This window comes from Bacillus sp. FSL K6-0138 (assembly GCF_037982765.1).
GTDB lineage: Bacteria > Bacillota > Bacilli > Bacillales > Bacillaceae > Bacillus > Bacillus glycinifermentans.
The window spans coordinates 3,991,156-4,004,800 of the sequence record NZ_CP150286.1 but is presented as its reverse complement, the minus strand read 5'-3'; the positions used below and the strand labels follow the sequence as shown (position 1 = coordinate 4,004,800).

The following is a 13,645-nucleotide window of genomic DNA, read 5'->3' as shown; positions in this document are numbered from 1 at the left end:
AAGCATGAGTGCGAATGGAAGCCACGAAATTCAGCTGGTCATTATAACTGGAATGTCAGGCGCAGGAAAAACGGTTGCGATTCAAAGCTTTGAGGATCTCGGTTTTTTCTGTGTGGACAATCTGCCGCCGTCTCTGCTCCCGAAATTTTTGGAGCTGATGAAGGAATCAAGTTCAAAAATGAGCAAGGTGGCCCTTGTCATGGATTTGCGCGGACGCGAATTTTTCGACAGGCTGATCGAGGCTCTCGATGAAATCGGGGAAACATCGTGGATCACGCCGCGTATTTTGTTTTTAGATGCAAAGGATTCGGTTCTTGTTTCGCGCTACAAAGAGACAAGGCGGTCACACCCTCTTGCCACGACGGGACTGCCGCTTGAAGGAATCGAAACGGAACGCGAGCTTTTGGAGGAGCTGAAAGGCCGCTCGCAAATCATATACGACACATCCGATATGAAGCCGAGGGATCTTCGGGAAAAGATCGTCCAGCATTTTGCGGACGATCACGGCCGCCACACTTTTACAGTCAATGTCATGTCGTTTGGATTTAAATACGGGATTCCGATTGACGCTGATCTTGTATTCGATGTGAGGTTTCTTCCGAATCCGTATTATATCGACAGCATGAGGCCGCTGACCGGAAGGGACGAGGAAGTGTCCTCCTATGTGATGAAGTGGAGCGAAACGCAGAAGTTCCTTGAGAAGCTGACAGATCTTTTGGGCTTTATGCTTCCTTCCTACAAACGCGAAGGAAAAAGCCAGCTTGTCATTGCGATCGGATGCACAGGGGGCCAGCATCGCTCTGTGACCCTTGCTGAATACATTGCCGATTATTTTAAAAAAGACTACTATACTCATGTTACTCACCGGGACATTGAGAAGAAAAGCAGAAAATAGCATGGCAGATCAGAAAAAAATTGCGATCTTTGGCGGCGGGACAGGTCTTTCCGTTTTGCTGAGGGGATTAAAGCATCAGCCTGTAGACATCACGGCGATCGTGACGGTCGCCGATGACGGGGGAAGCTCCGGACGCTTGAGAAACGAGTTGAAAATCCCCCCGCCCGGCGATGTCCGGAACGTGCTGGCTGCATTGTCGGACGTGGAGCCGCTCGTCGAAGACCTGTTTCAGCACCGCTTTAAAAAAGGCGGCGATTTAATCGGCCATTCGCTGGGGAACTTAATTTTGGCGGCGATGACGAATATAACCGGTGATTTTTTTCACGCCGTTACCGAAATGAGCAAAGTTTTAAATGTTCGCGGAAAAGTTCTCCCGGCTGCAAATACAAGCGTGGTGCTTCACGCGGAGATGGAAGACGGACGGATTATATCCGGCGAATCGACGATTCCTTCTTACGGACAGCGGATTAAAAGGGTGTTTTTAACCCCGGAAAAAATCGAGCCCTTGCCGGAAACGATCGAAGTGATCCGGGAGGCCGATCTGATCATTCTCGGGCCTGGCAGCCTCTATACGAGCATTTTGCCCAATCTGCTCGTCCCGAAGATCGGAGAGGAAATTTTAAACGCATCAGCGAAAAAGGTCTATATTTGCAATGTGATGACACAGCCTGGAGAAACGCTGTACTACAGCGCTGCCGATCACGTAAACGCCCTGAATCAGCACATGGGCGGACCTTTTATCGATACGATCCTCGTCAATTCAGAGGAAATCCCGGAAGATATTCGGGAAAGATACGCAAAAGAATCGGCCCAGCCTGTTCAGTTCAACATAGACGTTCTGTCTAGCATGGGACTTGAAGTGATCAAAGATCAAATCGTGACGTATGAAAACGGCGTGATCCGCCATGATACGCATAAAGTCGCTTCGCTTCTTGTTGATTTGTTAAAAGAATAGCAGGCCTTGGAATGGGGGTGTCTAAACATGTCATTTGCATCGGAAACGAAAAAAGAACTTACAAACCTGGAAGTCAAGGATTGCTGCGCGAAAGCGGAACTCTCCGCCCTCATTCGGATGAACGGTTCACTTTCTTTTTCAAACAGAAAGGTTGTTCTCGATGTCCAAACCGAGAACGCGGCCATCGCAAGAAGAATTTATACATTGATCAAAAAACAATATGAGGTTTCGGTCGAACTGTTGGTTCGAAAAAAGATGAGACTGAAAAAAAATAACGTCTACATCGTGCGTTTGATCGAAAACGCAAAGTTCATCCTTGAAGATTTAAAAATACTCGGAGAGAACTTTGTCATCGTGAGAAACATTTCAGAGGAACTGGTCAAAAAAAGGTGCTGCAAGCGATCTTATATGAGAGGGGCTTTTTTGGCCGGAGGGTCTGTCAACAATCCTGAGACCTCTTCGTACCATCTCGAAATTTTTTCGCTGTACAAAGAGCATAATGACTCATTATGCAGGCTCATGAACCAGTTTCGCTTAAACAGCAAAACGCTTGAGCGGAAAAAGGGATATATCACTTATCTGAAGGAAGCCGAGAAAATCACCGAATTTTTAAACGTGATCGGCGCACACAATTCTCTGCTTCGCTTTGAAGACGTCCGGATCGTGCGCGACATGAGGAACTCGGTGAACCGCCTCGTCAATTGCGAAACCGCAAATTTAAACAAAACGATCGGCGCTTCTCTCAGACAGGTGGAAAACATTAAATTCATCGATGAGAAAATCGGTCTTGAAGCTTTGCCCGAAAAGCTGCGGGAAATCGCACAGCTCCGCATCGATTACCAGGAAGTGACCTTAAAAGAGCTCGGGGAAATGGTCGCGAGCGGAAAAATCAGCAAGTCGGGCATCAATCACCGTCTTAGAAAATTGGACGAAATTGCCGAACAGCTGCGGCTGGGACAGCCGGTTTCTTTAAAATAATGCAGGGAGTGGGGGAGATCGCATGGTTCAACAAAAAGTGGAAGTCCGTTTGAAAACGGGACTGCAGGCGCGTCCTGCAGCATTGTTTGTTCAGGAAGCCAACCGCTTCCAATCAGACATTTTTCTAGAAAAGGGAGATAAGAAAGTGAATGCCAAAAGCATTATGGGACTGATGAGTCTGGCCGTCAGCACCGGATCGGAGGTCACCCTGATCGCCGACGGAACTGATGAGCAAGACGCCCTTAAGGTATTGACTGATTATGTCCAGGAAGAAAGCTAAACTCCCGTCGGGGTTTAGCTTTTTCATTCACAATGGGAAAGGAGATTCGCGATGACTGCTATGCTTGATGCATTATATAAAAGGATTGGATACCCGCCGGGTCAAGGCGTTTCTTTTGCCGATCTGCCGGAGTTTTTGTCTTTGATTGCTTTGCAGTTCCCTTTTGAAAACGGGGCGGTCTTGAATAAAGAACGGATTCCGATGACGAAAGAAGGCCTGACGGACGCCTTGCTGAACAACAAACGCGGCGGTTTGTGCTATGATTTGAACGCCTTTCTTTATTATGTGCTGAAGGAAATCGGCTTTTCCGTTCAGCTTGTTCAGGGAACCGTCTTCCATCCTCAGGAAGGAAAGTGGGCGCTGACGGGAACGCACGTCGCCGTCATCCTTCAGGAAGGAAATGAGACCTATCTTCTGGATACCGGTTTTGGGGCCAATCTTCCGCTGAAACCCGTTCCGTTCACAGGCGAGTCCGTTTCGTCGAAAACAGGCGTTTACCGCATCAGAAAAGCGAAGACGGAAAAAGGAGACTACCTTCTTGAAATGGATAAAGGAAAAGGATGGCAGACGGGCTATGCGTTCACGCTGGAGCCGATCGATGAAGCGGTGCTTGCCGATGTCCGCGATGCGATTTTTGACCATGAAGACTCGCCGTTCAACAAAAATCCGCTTGCGTCCAAGCTGACAAAAGACGGAAAATTAATTTTGTCGAAAGATCATTTCACAAAACACTCAGACGGCGGCATTTCAAAAGAAGCCATTCAACAAGAGGAATTCAGGAAGATTTTTGAAGACGCATTTTTTGACTGAAACATTCCGGAAGCAGACGGGACGCGGGCGTGGCCGTGTTCATTCGATCGGCAAAAGAAACAGCCCATCCAAAGCGCACCGTCTGTTTCTGGCGGCGTGAACACGCAGGGCCCTTCTTTCCCATCTCAGTAAATCATATTTTCCATGAAAGGTGACAAACATGTACAACATATTCATCGCGGAGGATGATGAACAGATCGCTTCCATACTGTGCAATCATTTGCAAAAATACGGCTATCATGTCAGCATGGCTCAAGAATTCGACCGGATAAAACAGGAAGTTATCGAAAAACAGGCCGATTTGGTGCTCTTGGATATTAACCTCCCGTATTTTGACGGGTTTTATTGGTGCCGGCAAATCCGCGCCGTTTCCAATGTGCCGATCATTTTCATTTCAGCCCGGACTGATGAATTGAATCAGGTAATGGCGATTGAGCATGGCGGCGATGATTATATGACAAAGCCGTTTCACCTTGAGGTTGTCCTCGCTAAAATGAAAAGCGTGCTGCGCCGGACATACGGCGAATACTCATCCGATCTCCATCAGGAGACACAGATGATGGAGCTCGGCGGTTTGTACATATATCCTGATCGGTTTGAAGCGGAATGCGGGAACAAGCGCATCTCTCTTTCCCAAAAGGAATTTCAGCTTTTATCGATCTTTGTGAAGGAGCACGGCCGCATCGTCTCGAGGGACGAGCTGCTCGAAGCGTTGTGGGACGAAATCGAGTTCGTTGATGACAATACGCTGACCGTCAATGTGAACCGGTTAAGAAAAAAACTCAGTGAACTGGGAATTGACGATGCCATCGCAACCGTCCGGGGGCAGGGGTATCGGTTTTCTATGGATCGGAAGGATGAATAGGATGTTCAAGACATATTTACGCGATCGGGCGTGGCTCATTCTGTTTTCGCTGCTGGGCATCGTTTTTGCCGTTGCCGCGGTATGGCTCGGCGCTTTTGAGAACGGCGGTATTTCCGGAGCGAACATCTGCTATGTATTCGTATTGATGACCGCTTTTCTTATCGCGGGGTTAGCCATCGATTACGGCAGGCAGCGATCTTTTCTTCTTCAATTAAAAAAACAGCATCTAGACGTCTCAGAGATGCAGACGGGGGAAGCGCTTAAAGCCTATCATCCGCAAACGGAAGAGCAGCGGATCTGGACTTCGCTGATTGCCAAAATCAATAAATCATACAGGGAAAAGCTTGCCCGCAACTCAAGGCAGCGCCAGCAGCACGTCGATTTTACCAATCAATGGATTCATCATATGAAAACACCCGTCTCCGTCATTTCGCTTCTTATACAGGAGGGGAGAAAACAGTCTGATCCAGCGTCACTCCGCACTGTACTCGGTGATATTGAAGAGGAAAATGAACGGTTTCGCCGCGGATTGGACATGATGCTTCATATGGCGAGGCTTGACCATTTTGCGATTGATGTGAAGCCTGAGAAAATAGACGTCGTCCGCTTGCTGAGGGATATCATCAATGAGGAGAAGCGGCAGTTTATCAAACGGCGCCTCTTTCCGAAATTAGAGACACCGGACGAGAGCGTGATCGTTTACAGCGACAAAAAATGGCTGACAGTCGTCTTTCAGCAGATCATATACAATGCGTTGAAATATTCGCCCCAGCAAAAGGGGGAAGAGATTATATTTGCAGTTGAACAAACGGGCGATCAGACGTCCGTTTCTGTTATAGACCGGGGGATCGGAATCCCGGCGCACGATCTTCCGCGCATTTTCGCTCCTTTTTTTACCGGGGAAAACGGGCGGACGCAAAAAGAAGCGACGGGAATGGGGCTCTATTTGTCAAAAGAGATTTGCGGCCATTTGGGACATGAGCTTAGCGCTCTTTCAAAGCCCGGAGAGGGAACGGCCGTGACGGTTTCCTTTACGAGCAGCACCCTTCACGGCAATGTGACAGAATTGTAAGGTTGGCCGCCCGGTTTGCAAGGTAATTCGATGGGAGTTGTTTTCGCTCCTTTTTATAATAAAAGAAAAAAAGGAGAAGGAAACAATGAACATATTGGAAACAAGGCATTTATCAAAAACGTATTTTTCGCAGAAAGGCGGCTTTTCGCATCAGGCGCTGGACGATTTTAATATATCGGTTGAGAAAGGTGAATTCGTAGGGGTGATGGGACCTTCCGGGAGCGGAAAAACGACGCTTCTCAACCTTCTGGCGACGATTGACGAGCCGACAAACGGCGATTTGATTATTAACGGTACAAATCCGGGCAAGCTGAAAGACCATAAGCTCGCTTTATTCCGCAGGCGCGAGCTCGGCTTCATTTTTCAAGACTTTAACCTCCTTGAAACATTGACGATCAGGGAAAATATTCTTTTGCCGCTTGCGTTGGATAAGGTGCGCTTAAAGGAAATGGAACAAAAACTGATGGATCTGGCGGGAACGCTGCAGATCGACCACATTCTCAATCACCGCACATACGAGGTATCCGGAGGACAGCAGCAAAGGGCGGCCTGCGCCAGAGCGATGATTCATGAGCCTGCTCTCATGTTGGCGGATGAACCGACGGGCAACCTTGATTCAAAGTCTGCCAAGCAAGTGATGGATTCATTGACGAAATTGAACCGCGAAAAACAAGCGACGATTTTAATGGTGACCCACGACCCGACCGCCGCAAGCTTTTGCGAACGGATCGTCTTTATTAAAGACGGCAGATTTTTCTCGGAAATCCGCAAAGGGACAAACCGGCAGGATTTTTATCAGAGCATTCTTGATACGTTAAGCGTCCTGGGAGGTGATTTTCATGAACATGAGAACCATCGCCCGTAAGAACGTTCAAGGCAATCTTCAGCGTTATTTGGCTTATTTTTTAAGCTGTGTGTTTACCGTTTCCGTGTTTTTTATTTTTTCTTCGTTTATTTATCATCCCGATGTAACGGAGGATAACATTTACGGAGGACAAACTGTAAAGGTTTGCCTTTATGCTGCTGAAGTGGTTATTATCGTATTTTCCGTCTTTTTTATCATGTATTCGAATTCCGCATTTTTGCAGGCGAGAAAAAAGGAATTTGGTTTATTAAGTTTGTTCGGTACATCAAAGCTTCAATTGCGCAAAATGATTTATTACGAACAGACGATCATTTCTTTCGTTTCGATCGCAGCCGGGATCGGCATCGGGCTTTTATTTTCAAAGCTGTTTTTCATGGCGATGACGGCCTTGATGGATGTAAAGGCTCCGATTTCGTTTATGGTCGTTCCGAAGGCTTTGATTATCACGGCAGCCGGCTTCGGCATCCTCTTTCAGACACTGACGATTCTGTCATTAACGCGGATTCGCAAGCTTCAAATCATCGACTTGTTAAAAGCGAAACAGCAGCCGAAAGGAATGCCCGCTTATTCCAAATGGCTCACCGTCCTTTCGGTGCTTTGCCTCACCGGCTGTTATACAATCGCGGCAACGGCCGGGTTGGTTGACATGGTCTTTCGGGTGTTTCCGATTTTGATCCTTGTCCTGATCGGGACATATTTCTTTTTTACGCAAAGCAGCGTGGCGATTTTTCGCAGCTTGTATAAGCATAAAACAAGCTTTTACAGCGGAACGAACATCATTACCCGCTCCAATATCATGTTTCGCCTGAAAGATTATGCGCGGATGCTGTTTTTGACGTCGATCATTACAGCCGTGATTTTAACGGCGACAGGTGTTATCTACATGTTCTACGCCGATCTGAAAAATCAGGGGGAAACCGGCTTTTCGCAGGCCGTGGCATGGGTTGAGCAAGACGCTTCGGCATACCATGTCATCAAACCGGAAATGGTGGAAGACACTCTTAAAGATGCGGGCGCCTCTGTTCAGTATCGAATCGAGGTGACGGGGATTCCTGTCACATTCAACACGAAACAGCGGAAAAATGAAGGCGTGATGATTTCTGAAAAAGACTATGATAAGGCTGCCGAAAAAAAGCATCTCCCGCCGGCACAATTGAAAAAGGGAGAGGCGTTTATCAATCTTCCGTTCCACTATGGGAATACGGGATATTTTGAAACAGGGAAACCCGTGAAGATCAAAACGGCAGCCGGGAAGAGCCTCGTGTTAAAAATGGAAAAAGAGCGGGATAAAGGAATTCTTTTCAATATGGGAAGAGCGAGTAAATTAATTGTCGTCGACCAGGAAGCGTATGAGAAAGCAGCTGAAGCGGTGCCCCTTAACAAACAGATGAGAATCATAGGCTATGAGCTTAACGATTGGGAACATCAAGTCAAAGCATCTGAAAAGCTTGAGCAAATGGTGCCGAAGGAGCAAAAAGATTCGTTTCAGGTCAGGGCGCCGGGCTATCAAGTGATGAAGCAGGCGACGGCGCTTACGCTGTTTATCGGGCTGTTTATCAGCATCGTGTTTTTCGTGGTCCAAGGGAGCATGATGTATTTGCGGCTTTTCACCGAAATCGAAGATACGCGGATTCAAGTGTTTGCGCTGCGGAGAATCGGCGTAACGAAAAAGGAAATCCGGGCAATTCTCGGAAAGCAAATGGGATTTCTCTTTTTCATTCCGTTTGTCGCAGGCTCCATCCACGCTGCGTTTGCGTATAAGGCTCTAAGCAATATGCTCAAGTCCAATCTGTTTTTCAGCGCCGTGACGGTCATAGGCATCTATTTTCTCTTTCAGGCGGCGTATTACATCATCACTCGAAAAGTCTATGAACGGGCCGTTATGAAGAATATGAATATATAAAAAAAGTGAACTGATTCAATATTGAATCAGTTCTTTTTTATAGAAATATGGAACACGCGTTCAAACTCTTTTTCTCCTTTAGTCGTGATGGAAACGGCTCTTGAGAGCGGACGGCGCTCGATCCAGCCCATGCGGATAAAGGCGTCGAGCAGCGCGGAGCCTAAAGCGCCGGCCAAGTGGTAGCGCCTTTCGCTCCAGTCAAGGCATCTATGGCAAAAAGAGCGGCGCTTTCTTTTGACCTCCCGTACATCGATGCCAAGTTCCTTGAAGCATGATTCGCCCTTTTCAGTGACGGTAAAAGCTTCTTCATTTTCTTTTAAAAAGTCCATGCTGACGAGCTGTTCGGCAAGTTTCACGCCAAGCGTTCCGGCCAGATGGTCGTAGCATGTCCGGGCTTTTCTGATCGCCCGGTCCTCTGCTGATTGGCGGAAGGACCTGATTTCCCCCGGCGGCGCCGCCAGAAGAAGAGTTTCCAGTATCCGGGCGGTTTCCGAATGTTTAAGCCGGTAGTAGCGGTGCCGTCCCTGCTTTTGGCTGACCACCATATCCGCGTCAGCCAGCTTGGCAAGGTGGAAGCTGGCGGTTTGCTGTTTAACGCCGGCAAAGCCGGCAAGCTCGGAGGCAGTATAAAAACGGTCATCAAGCAAAGCGGTTAACATCGCAGCGCGCGACGGATCAGTGATAAGCTTGGCTGCCTCTGCAATATTCGGGGTGACGTTCATATCGATCCCTCCAATATGTAATCCATATTTCGATGATAATCGATATATTAATGGATTACAATCAAAACAGATAAGGAGGAAAAAACATGAACAAACGAACCAAAGAAATCGAACCAAGCATATTGTACTATGGGATGCCGGTAATTTTGCTCAGTACGCAAAACGAAGACGGCTCTGTGAATCTCAGCCCGCTTTCGTCTTCATGGGCGCTCGGGGACTGTGTGGTCATCGGAGTATCAACGGAAGGTAAAGCGTTTGAAAATATCGAAAGACAGAATCAGTGCGTGATCAATGTGCCTGACCCGTCATTATGGAGAAACGTAGAGGAACTGGCGGCCTTTACAGGGAAAGATCCAGTGCCCGAAGCGAAAAAACGGCTCGGCTACACATATTGCAAAGAAAAGTTCGCAGCCAGCGGTTTGACGCCGTCTCCGTCTCAATTCGTCAAACCGGACAGAGTTGCCGATTGCCCGATTCAAATCGAAGCCGAGGTCAAAACGGTCCGCATTCCCGAACATACGCCGTTCTTTGCCGTGGTTGAAACTAAGGCTGTGCGCGTGCATGTTCATGAGAACATCATCAAAGGGACAAACCACATCGATCCTGAAAAGTGGAGTCCCCTGATTTATAATTTCCGGCACTATTTCGGATTGGGGATGGAGCTCGGCAAAACGTTCCGAGCCTAGCGCCCGTCCTCCTTTAATTCCTTCACGACATCGCGCGGCTGTTTGCCTTCTAGGCCGTCAATCAGGTTTTTGACGGCGCTTTTCAGCATGTTGACATGGGTAATGCGGGTTGATGATCCGATGTGGGGCACGAGCGTCGCATTTGGAAGGCTTAAGAGCGGATTGTCCGATTCAATCGGCTCTTTCTCAAATACATCTAGTCCGGCGCCTTTAATCCATCCATCTTTCAGCGCTTTGATCAGCGCCTTTTCGTCAACGGTCTGACCGCGGGAAATATTAATGAAAACAGCGGACTGTTTCATTTGCTTAAACTCGCGTTCCCCTATGAGATGGAACGTGTCTTTTGTCAGCGGTGTAATCAGGACGATGAAGTCTGACCGCTGTAACAGTTCGTTGAAATCGGTGTATACCGCTCCGGTTTTTTTCTCGGCTTCCGGTTTGCGGCTTCGGCTGTAATAGAGGACGTCCATGTCAAAGCCAAATGCGGCCCGCTTGGCAACCTTTTCGCCGATCCGCCCCATTCCGATGATTCCGAGTGTCTGGTGATGGACATCTGTGCCAAACAGACTTTCATCATCTTCGGACTTCGTCCATTTTCCCTCGCGCACATAGCGGTCAAGCTCTGCGATCCGGCGCGCTGTAGAAAGGATCAGCCCAAATGCGAGGTCTGCGACCGTATCATCAAGGACGTGCGGCGTATGCGTGCCGATCACAGATTTTTCTTTCATGGCTTCGATATCAAAATTATCGTACCCTACGGAGTTATTGCTGACGATTTTCAGTTTCGGCGCGCTGCATAATAATTCACGGTCGATTTTTGTTCCAGATGTTAAAAGGCCTTCAGCTTCCTTGATGTTCTCAAGCAGCACGCGTCTCGGAATGCGCTCCCTTGACGTCCAGATGTCATATGTGCAGTGTTCGGCAAGCATCTCTTCGACTTCTTTCGGAATCGGCTTTGTAACGTATACAAACGGCTTCATCTGCATCCTCCTTCAAAATATGCTGTACTGTCATTATAGAGGAAAAATCGATACTGCAAAAATCGAAGTTCGCTAAGAAATGCAGGACTATCAGATCATTTATGCGATTTTTCAATCTCGGAGACGATTAATGAAATTTTTTAATTTATTTTAATGCATTTTTTTGACTATAAATTCAGAAGTCCGCTCTGTCAGTCGTTTTTAATTGTGTTTTTATAGGCGGACAAAAGCGTAGATTTTATTATTTTAGAAAGATATAAAATGTGATGTATTAAATTTCAGTACATTTTTAGTGAATTTTCGCAATCGAACCAAAATTCAAAAACCGTGTGCTATAATTCATACGTGCAACAAATTCAAGGTCACATGACTATGAAAAGGAGTGAGAGAAATGGCTAACTTATCTTCCATTTTGAAGCACAATCAGTCTTTTGTAGAGGAAAAGAAATACGAGTTTTACGAAACGACGAAATTTCCCGAGAAAAAACTTGTGATTTTGACATTATGGATACCCGATTATTGGAATTGCTCCATCATGCCATGGGTTTGAAAAATGGAGACGCAAAAATCATTAAGAATGCAGGGGCCGTTGTTTCTCATCCTTTTGGCAGCGTGATGCGGAGCATCCTTGTAGCCGTATATGAGCTGCAAGCAGAAGAGGTCTGTATCATCGGGCATCACGAATGCGGCATGGCGAGTCTGAATGCTTCAGCGATCTTTGAAAAAGCCAGACAGCGCGGGGTGAAGGCAGAGTGCCTGGAGCTGCTTGCAAATGCTGGCATCGATTTGGATTCGTGGATGACAGGCTTTGACAGCGTTGAAGACAGTGTCAAGTACAGCGTGAAAATGGTGCGGAATCATCCGCTTATGCCGGAAGACGTTCCGGTACATGGATTGGTTATCGATCCTAAGACAGGCTGTTTGGAAGTTGTAGAAGATGGTCAGAAAAATGTTTCGCTTTCAGGAAATACGGGTTGATCATGAAGGGGAGGATGTCATTACATGCTACGTTTTTCCGGCAGATTTGGGTTATAACCTAAAGCGATTTCAAAAAGATATCGTAGCGGGGATGGTCGTAGGGATCGTCGCAATTCCGCTCGGAATGGCGTTTGCCATCGCCTCCGGCGTGAAGCCGGAGCACGGTCTTTACACTGTGATCGTGGCCGGTATATTAATATCGCTGCTCGGCGGCTCCAAATACCAGATCGGCGGGCCAACGGGCGCATTCGTGCCGATTTTATTCGGGATCGTTCTGCAATACGGCTTCGAAAATTTATTAATCGCCGGTTTTATGGCAGGAGCGATATTGGTCATTTTGGGGCTGCTGAAGCTTGGCAAGATCATTAAGTTTATTCCCCGACCGGTGATCATCGGCTTTACCGCCGGAATCGCGGTCATCATTTTTACCGGGGAAATCGCCAAGTTTTTGGGCTTGAGAGATGTTGAAAAGCACGAAAGCTTCTATATGAATATGAGAGAGGTTGTCATCAACTTAGATACGTTCAGCTTTTACAGCATTTTGACGGCCGTCGTATCGCTCTTCTTCGTGCTGTTCACTCCGAAGGTTCTGCCTAAAGTTCCCGGAGCGCTAGCCGGCTTATTGGTATCAACGCTGATGGCGGCGACGCTTTTTCCCGAACAAGTAGTGACAATCGGCTCTGCTTACGGGGAAATACCGCGCAATTTGCCGAGCTTCCAATTCCCCGAGCTATCGCTGGAAAAGATCATATATTTGCTGCCGCCGGCTTTGGCGATAGCAATGCTGGGGGGAATCGAATCGCTGCTGTCAGCGATGGTCGCCGATAACATGAAAGGGACAAGGCATGACAGCAACAAAGAGCTGGTCGGACAGGGAATCGCCAACATGGCTGCGCCGCTTTTCGGCGGCATACCGGCGACCGGAGCGATCGCCCGCACGGCGACAAACATCAGGACAGGCGCTGCTTCGCCGGTATCAGGCGTGGTCCACGGCGTATTCGTTCTGCTCGTGCTGCTGTTGTTTGCTCCGTATGCATCCCTTATCCCGCTTGCAAGCATGGCGCCGATTTTGATGGTAGTCGCCTGGAATATGAGCGAACGAAAAGAGTTTGCCAACATTTTGGGGCTCAAAAATTCTGATTCTGTCGTCCTCGTTGTTACGTTTCTGTTAACGGTGTGGCAGGATCTCGTTTTCGGGGTAGCCGGCGGCATTTTATTGGCGATCGTCACCTTTATCGCAAGGATGAGCCAATCGTTCCGCATTAAAAAAGATGCAGCCGAGTCACTCGTTCCGGCTGCGGCTTCTGCAGAGGAGAAAACGTTTCATCGGTCAGTCAGCATCTACACGGTTGAAGGCCCGCTGTTTTTCGGTTCTTCCAATTCCTTGGAGGATTCGATCTTAAATAAAAAGCATATGCCAAAACTGTTGATCCTGCTGATGAATAAAGTCGACTATATGGACTCATCTGCCGAAGGAAGCCTGATGACGATCGTCAACCGTGTGCACCAGCAACACGGGAAGGTCATGATCGTCGGACTCCAGCCACAGCCGCGGGAGCTTCTTCATAAAACGGGGCTGTTTCATAAAATCGGCAAGCAGCACTTTGTCGATCGCCCTGAGCAAATCTTTGACATCACATAGTAAAAACGAAGCCG

The 13,645-nt window shown here is 47.8% G+C and carries 12 protein-coding genes and 2 pseudogenes; 12 read left to right on the top strand and 2 right to left on the bottom strand.

From position 1 onward, the window contains the following. Nucleotides 1-4 precede the first annotated feature (4 nt). From rapZ to MHB78_RS21080, 9 genes are all read left to right on the top strand, one after another. A complete protein-coding gene (rapZ, locus tag MHB78_RS21120; RefSeq protein ID WP_046131825.1) occupies nucleotides 5-895 on the top strand; it encodes an RNase adapter RapZ in 891 nt (296 codons plus the stop codon). Between the two features lies 1 nt (nucleotide 896). Beyond that, nucleotides 897-1,850: a YvcK family protein gene (locus MHB78_RS21115; RefSeq protein WP_046131826.1), complete on the top strand. Its 954-nt coding sequence runs from the start codon at nucleotides 897-899 to the stop codon at nucleotides 1,848-1,850. A 27-nt stretch (nucleotides 1,851-1,877) separates the two neighbouring features. Further along, nucleotides 1,878-2,828 carry a DNA-binding protein WhiA gene (gene whiA / locus MHB78_RS21110; RefSeq protein WP_046131827.1) on the top strand — a complete coding sequence of 317 codons (951 nt, stop codon included), beginning with the start codon at nucleotides 1,878-1,880 and terminating at the stop codon, nucleotides 2,826-2,828. Nucleotides 2,829-2,850: 22 nt separating this feature from the next. Beyond that, complete coding sequence (locus tag MHB78_RS21105) at nucleotides 2,851-3,108, top strand: HPr family phosphocarrier protein (RefSeq protein ID WP_046131828.1); 258 nt, start codon at nucleotides 2,851-2,853, stop codon at nucleotides 3,106-3,108. Nucleotides 3,109-3,159: 51 nt separating this feature from the next. Continuing rightward, the gene (locus tag MHB78_RS21100) at nucleotides 3,160-3,918 is read left to right on the top strand and encodes an arylamine N-acetyltransferase (protein WP_046131829.1); all 759 of its coding nucleotides are present in this window, start codon (nucleotides 3,160-3,162) and stop codon (nucleotides 3,916-3,918) included. 160 nt (nucleotides 3,919-4,078) lie between these two features. Continuing rightward, entirely contained in the window at nucleotides 4,079-4,783 is a 705-nt protein-coding gene (locus tag MHB78_RS21095; protein WP_046131830.1) for a response regulator transcription factor, read from the top strand. Nucleotide 4,784: 1 nt separating this feature from the next. Then, complete coding sequence (locus tag MHB78_RS21090; protein ID WP_046131831.1) at nucleotides 4,785-5,855, top strand: sensor histidine kinase; 1,071 nt, start codon at nucleotides 4,785-4,787, stop codon at nucleotides 5,853-5,855. A gap of 85 nt (nucleotides 5,856-5,940) precedes the next feature. Then, nucleotides 5,941-6,720, top strand: a complete 780-nt coding sequence (locus MHB78_RS21085; protein ID WP_046131832.1) for an ABC transporter ATP-binding protein — start codon at nucleotides 5,941-5,943, stop codon at nucleotides 6,718-6,720. After that, nucleotides 6,695-8,623, top strand: coding sequence for an ABC transporter permease (locus tag MHB78_RS21080; protein WP_046131833.1), 1,929 nt, complete (start codon nucleotides 6,695-6,697; stop codon nucleotides 8,621-8,623). The genes MHB78_RS21085 and MHB78_RS21080 overlap by 26 nt, the downstream gene beginning before the upstream one ends. A gap of 26 nt (nucleotides 8,624-8,649) precedes the next feature. Here MHB78_RS21080 and MHB78_RS21075 read toward each other — a convergent pair whose 3' ends face one another. Then, a complete protein-coding gene (locus MHB78_RS21075; RefSeq protein WP_046131834.1) occupies nucleotides 8,650-9,345 on the bottom strand; it encodes a winged helix-turn-helix domain-containing protein in 696 nt (231 codons plus the stop codon). A gap of 86 nt (nucleotides 9,346-9,431) precedes the next feature. On the opposite strand from MHB78_RS21075, the gene MHB78_RS21070 reads away from it, so the two are divergent. After that, nucleotides 9,432-10,031 carry a flavin reductase family protein gene (locus tag MHB78_RS21070; protein ID WP_046131835.1) on the top strand — a complete coding sequence of 200 codons (600 nt, stop codon included), beginning with the start codon at nucleotides 9,432-9,434 and terminating at the stop codon, nucleotides 10,029-10,031. Here the strand turns inward: MHB78_RS21070 and MHB78_RS21065 are convergent. Continuing rightward, on the bottom strand, nucleotides 10,028-11,011 hold the full coding sequence (locus MHB78_RS21065; RefSeq protein WP_046131836.1) for a D-glycerate dehydrogenase: 984 nt from the start codon (nucleotides 11,009-11,011) through the stop codon (nucleotides 10,028-10,030). The two genes, MHB78_RS21070 and MHB78_RS21065, sit on opposite strands and share 4 nt — an antisense overlap. A gap of 391 nt (nucleotides 11,012-11,402) precedes the next feature. Here MHB78_RS21065 and MHB78_RS21060 point away from each other — a divergent pair. Both MHB78_RS21060 and MHB78_RS21055 read left to right on the top strand, forming a co-directional pair. Continuing rightward, a pseudogene (locus MHB78_RS21060) lies at nucleotides 11,403-11,989 on the top strand (carbonic anhydrase). Nucleotides 11,990-12,013: 24 nt separating this feature from the next. Next, nucleotides 12,014-13,631: pseudogene (locus tag MHB78_RS21055) on the top strand (solute carrier family 23 protein). The last annotated feature ends 14 nt before the right edge of the window (nucleotides 13,632-13,645 follow it).

Bases quoted from the DNA above. Each gene is read 5' to 3' on its own strand.
- MHB78_RS21100 (WP_046131829.1), top strand. From the start codon at position 3,160: ATGACTGCTATGCTTGATGCATTATATAAAAGGATTGGATACCCGCCG.
- whiA (WP_046131827.1), top strand. From the start codon at position 1,878: ATGTCATTTGCATCGGAAACGAAAAAAGAACTTACAAACCTGGAAGTC.
- MHB78_RS21090 (WP_046131831.1), top strand. From the start codon at position 4,785: ATGTTCAAGACATATTTACGCGATCGGGCGTGGCTCATTCTGTTTTCG.
- MHB78_RS21080 (WP_046131833.1), top strand. From the start codon at position 6,695: ATGAACATGAGAACCATCGCCCGTAAGAACGTTCAAGGCAATCTTCAG.
- MHB78_RS21105 (WP_046131828.1), top strand. From the start codon at position 2,851: ATGGTTCAACAAAAAGTGGAAGTCCGTTTGAAAACGGGACTGCAGGCG.
- rapZ (WP_046131825.1), top strand. From the start codon at position 5: ATGAGTGCGAATGGAAGCCACGAAATTCAGCTGGTCATTATAACTGGA.
- MHB78_RS21095 (WP_046131830.1), top strand. From the start codon at position 4,079: ATGTACAACATATTCATCGCGGAGGATGATGAACAGATCGCTTCCATA.
- MHB78_RS21115 (WP_046131826.1), top strand. From the start codon at position 897: ATGGCAGATCAGAAAAAAATTGCGATCTTTGGCGGCGGGACAGGTCTT.
- MHB78_RS21070 (WP_046131835.1), top strand. From the start codon at position 9,432: ATGAACAAACGAACCAAAGAAATCGAACCAAGCATATTGTACTATGGG.
- MHB78_RS21075 (WP_046131834.1), bottom strand. From the start codon at position 9,345: ATGAACGTCACCCCGAATATTGCAGAGGCAGCCAAGCTTATCACTGAT.
- MHB78_RS21065 (WP_046131836.1), bottom strand. From the start codon at position 11,011: ATGAAGCCGTTTGTATACGTTACAAAGCCGATTCCGAAAGAAGTCGAA.
- MHB78_RS21085 (WP_046131832.1), top strand. From the start codon at position 5,941: ATGAACATATTGGAAACAAGGCATTTATCAAAAACGTATTTTTCGCAG.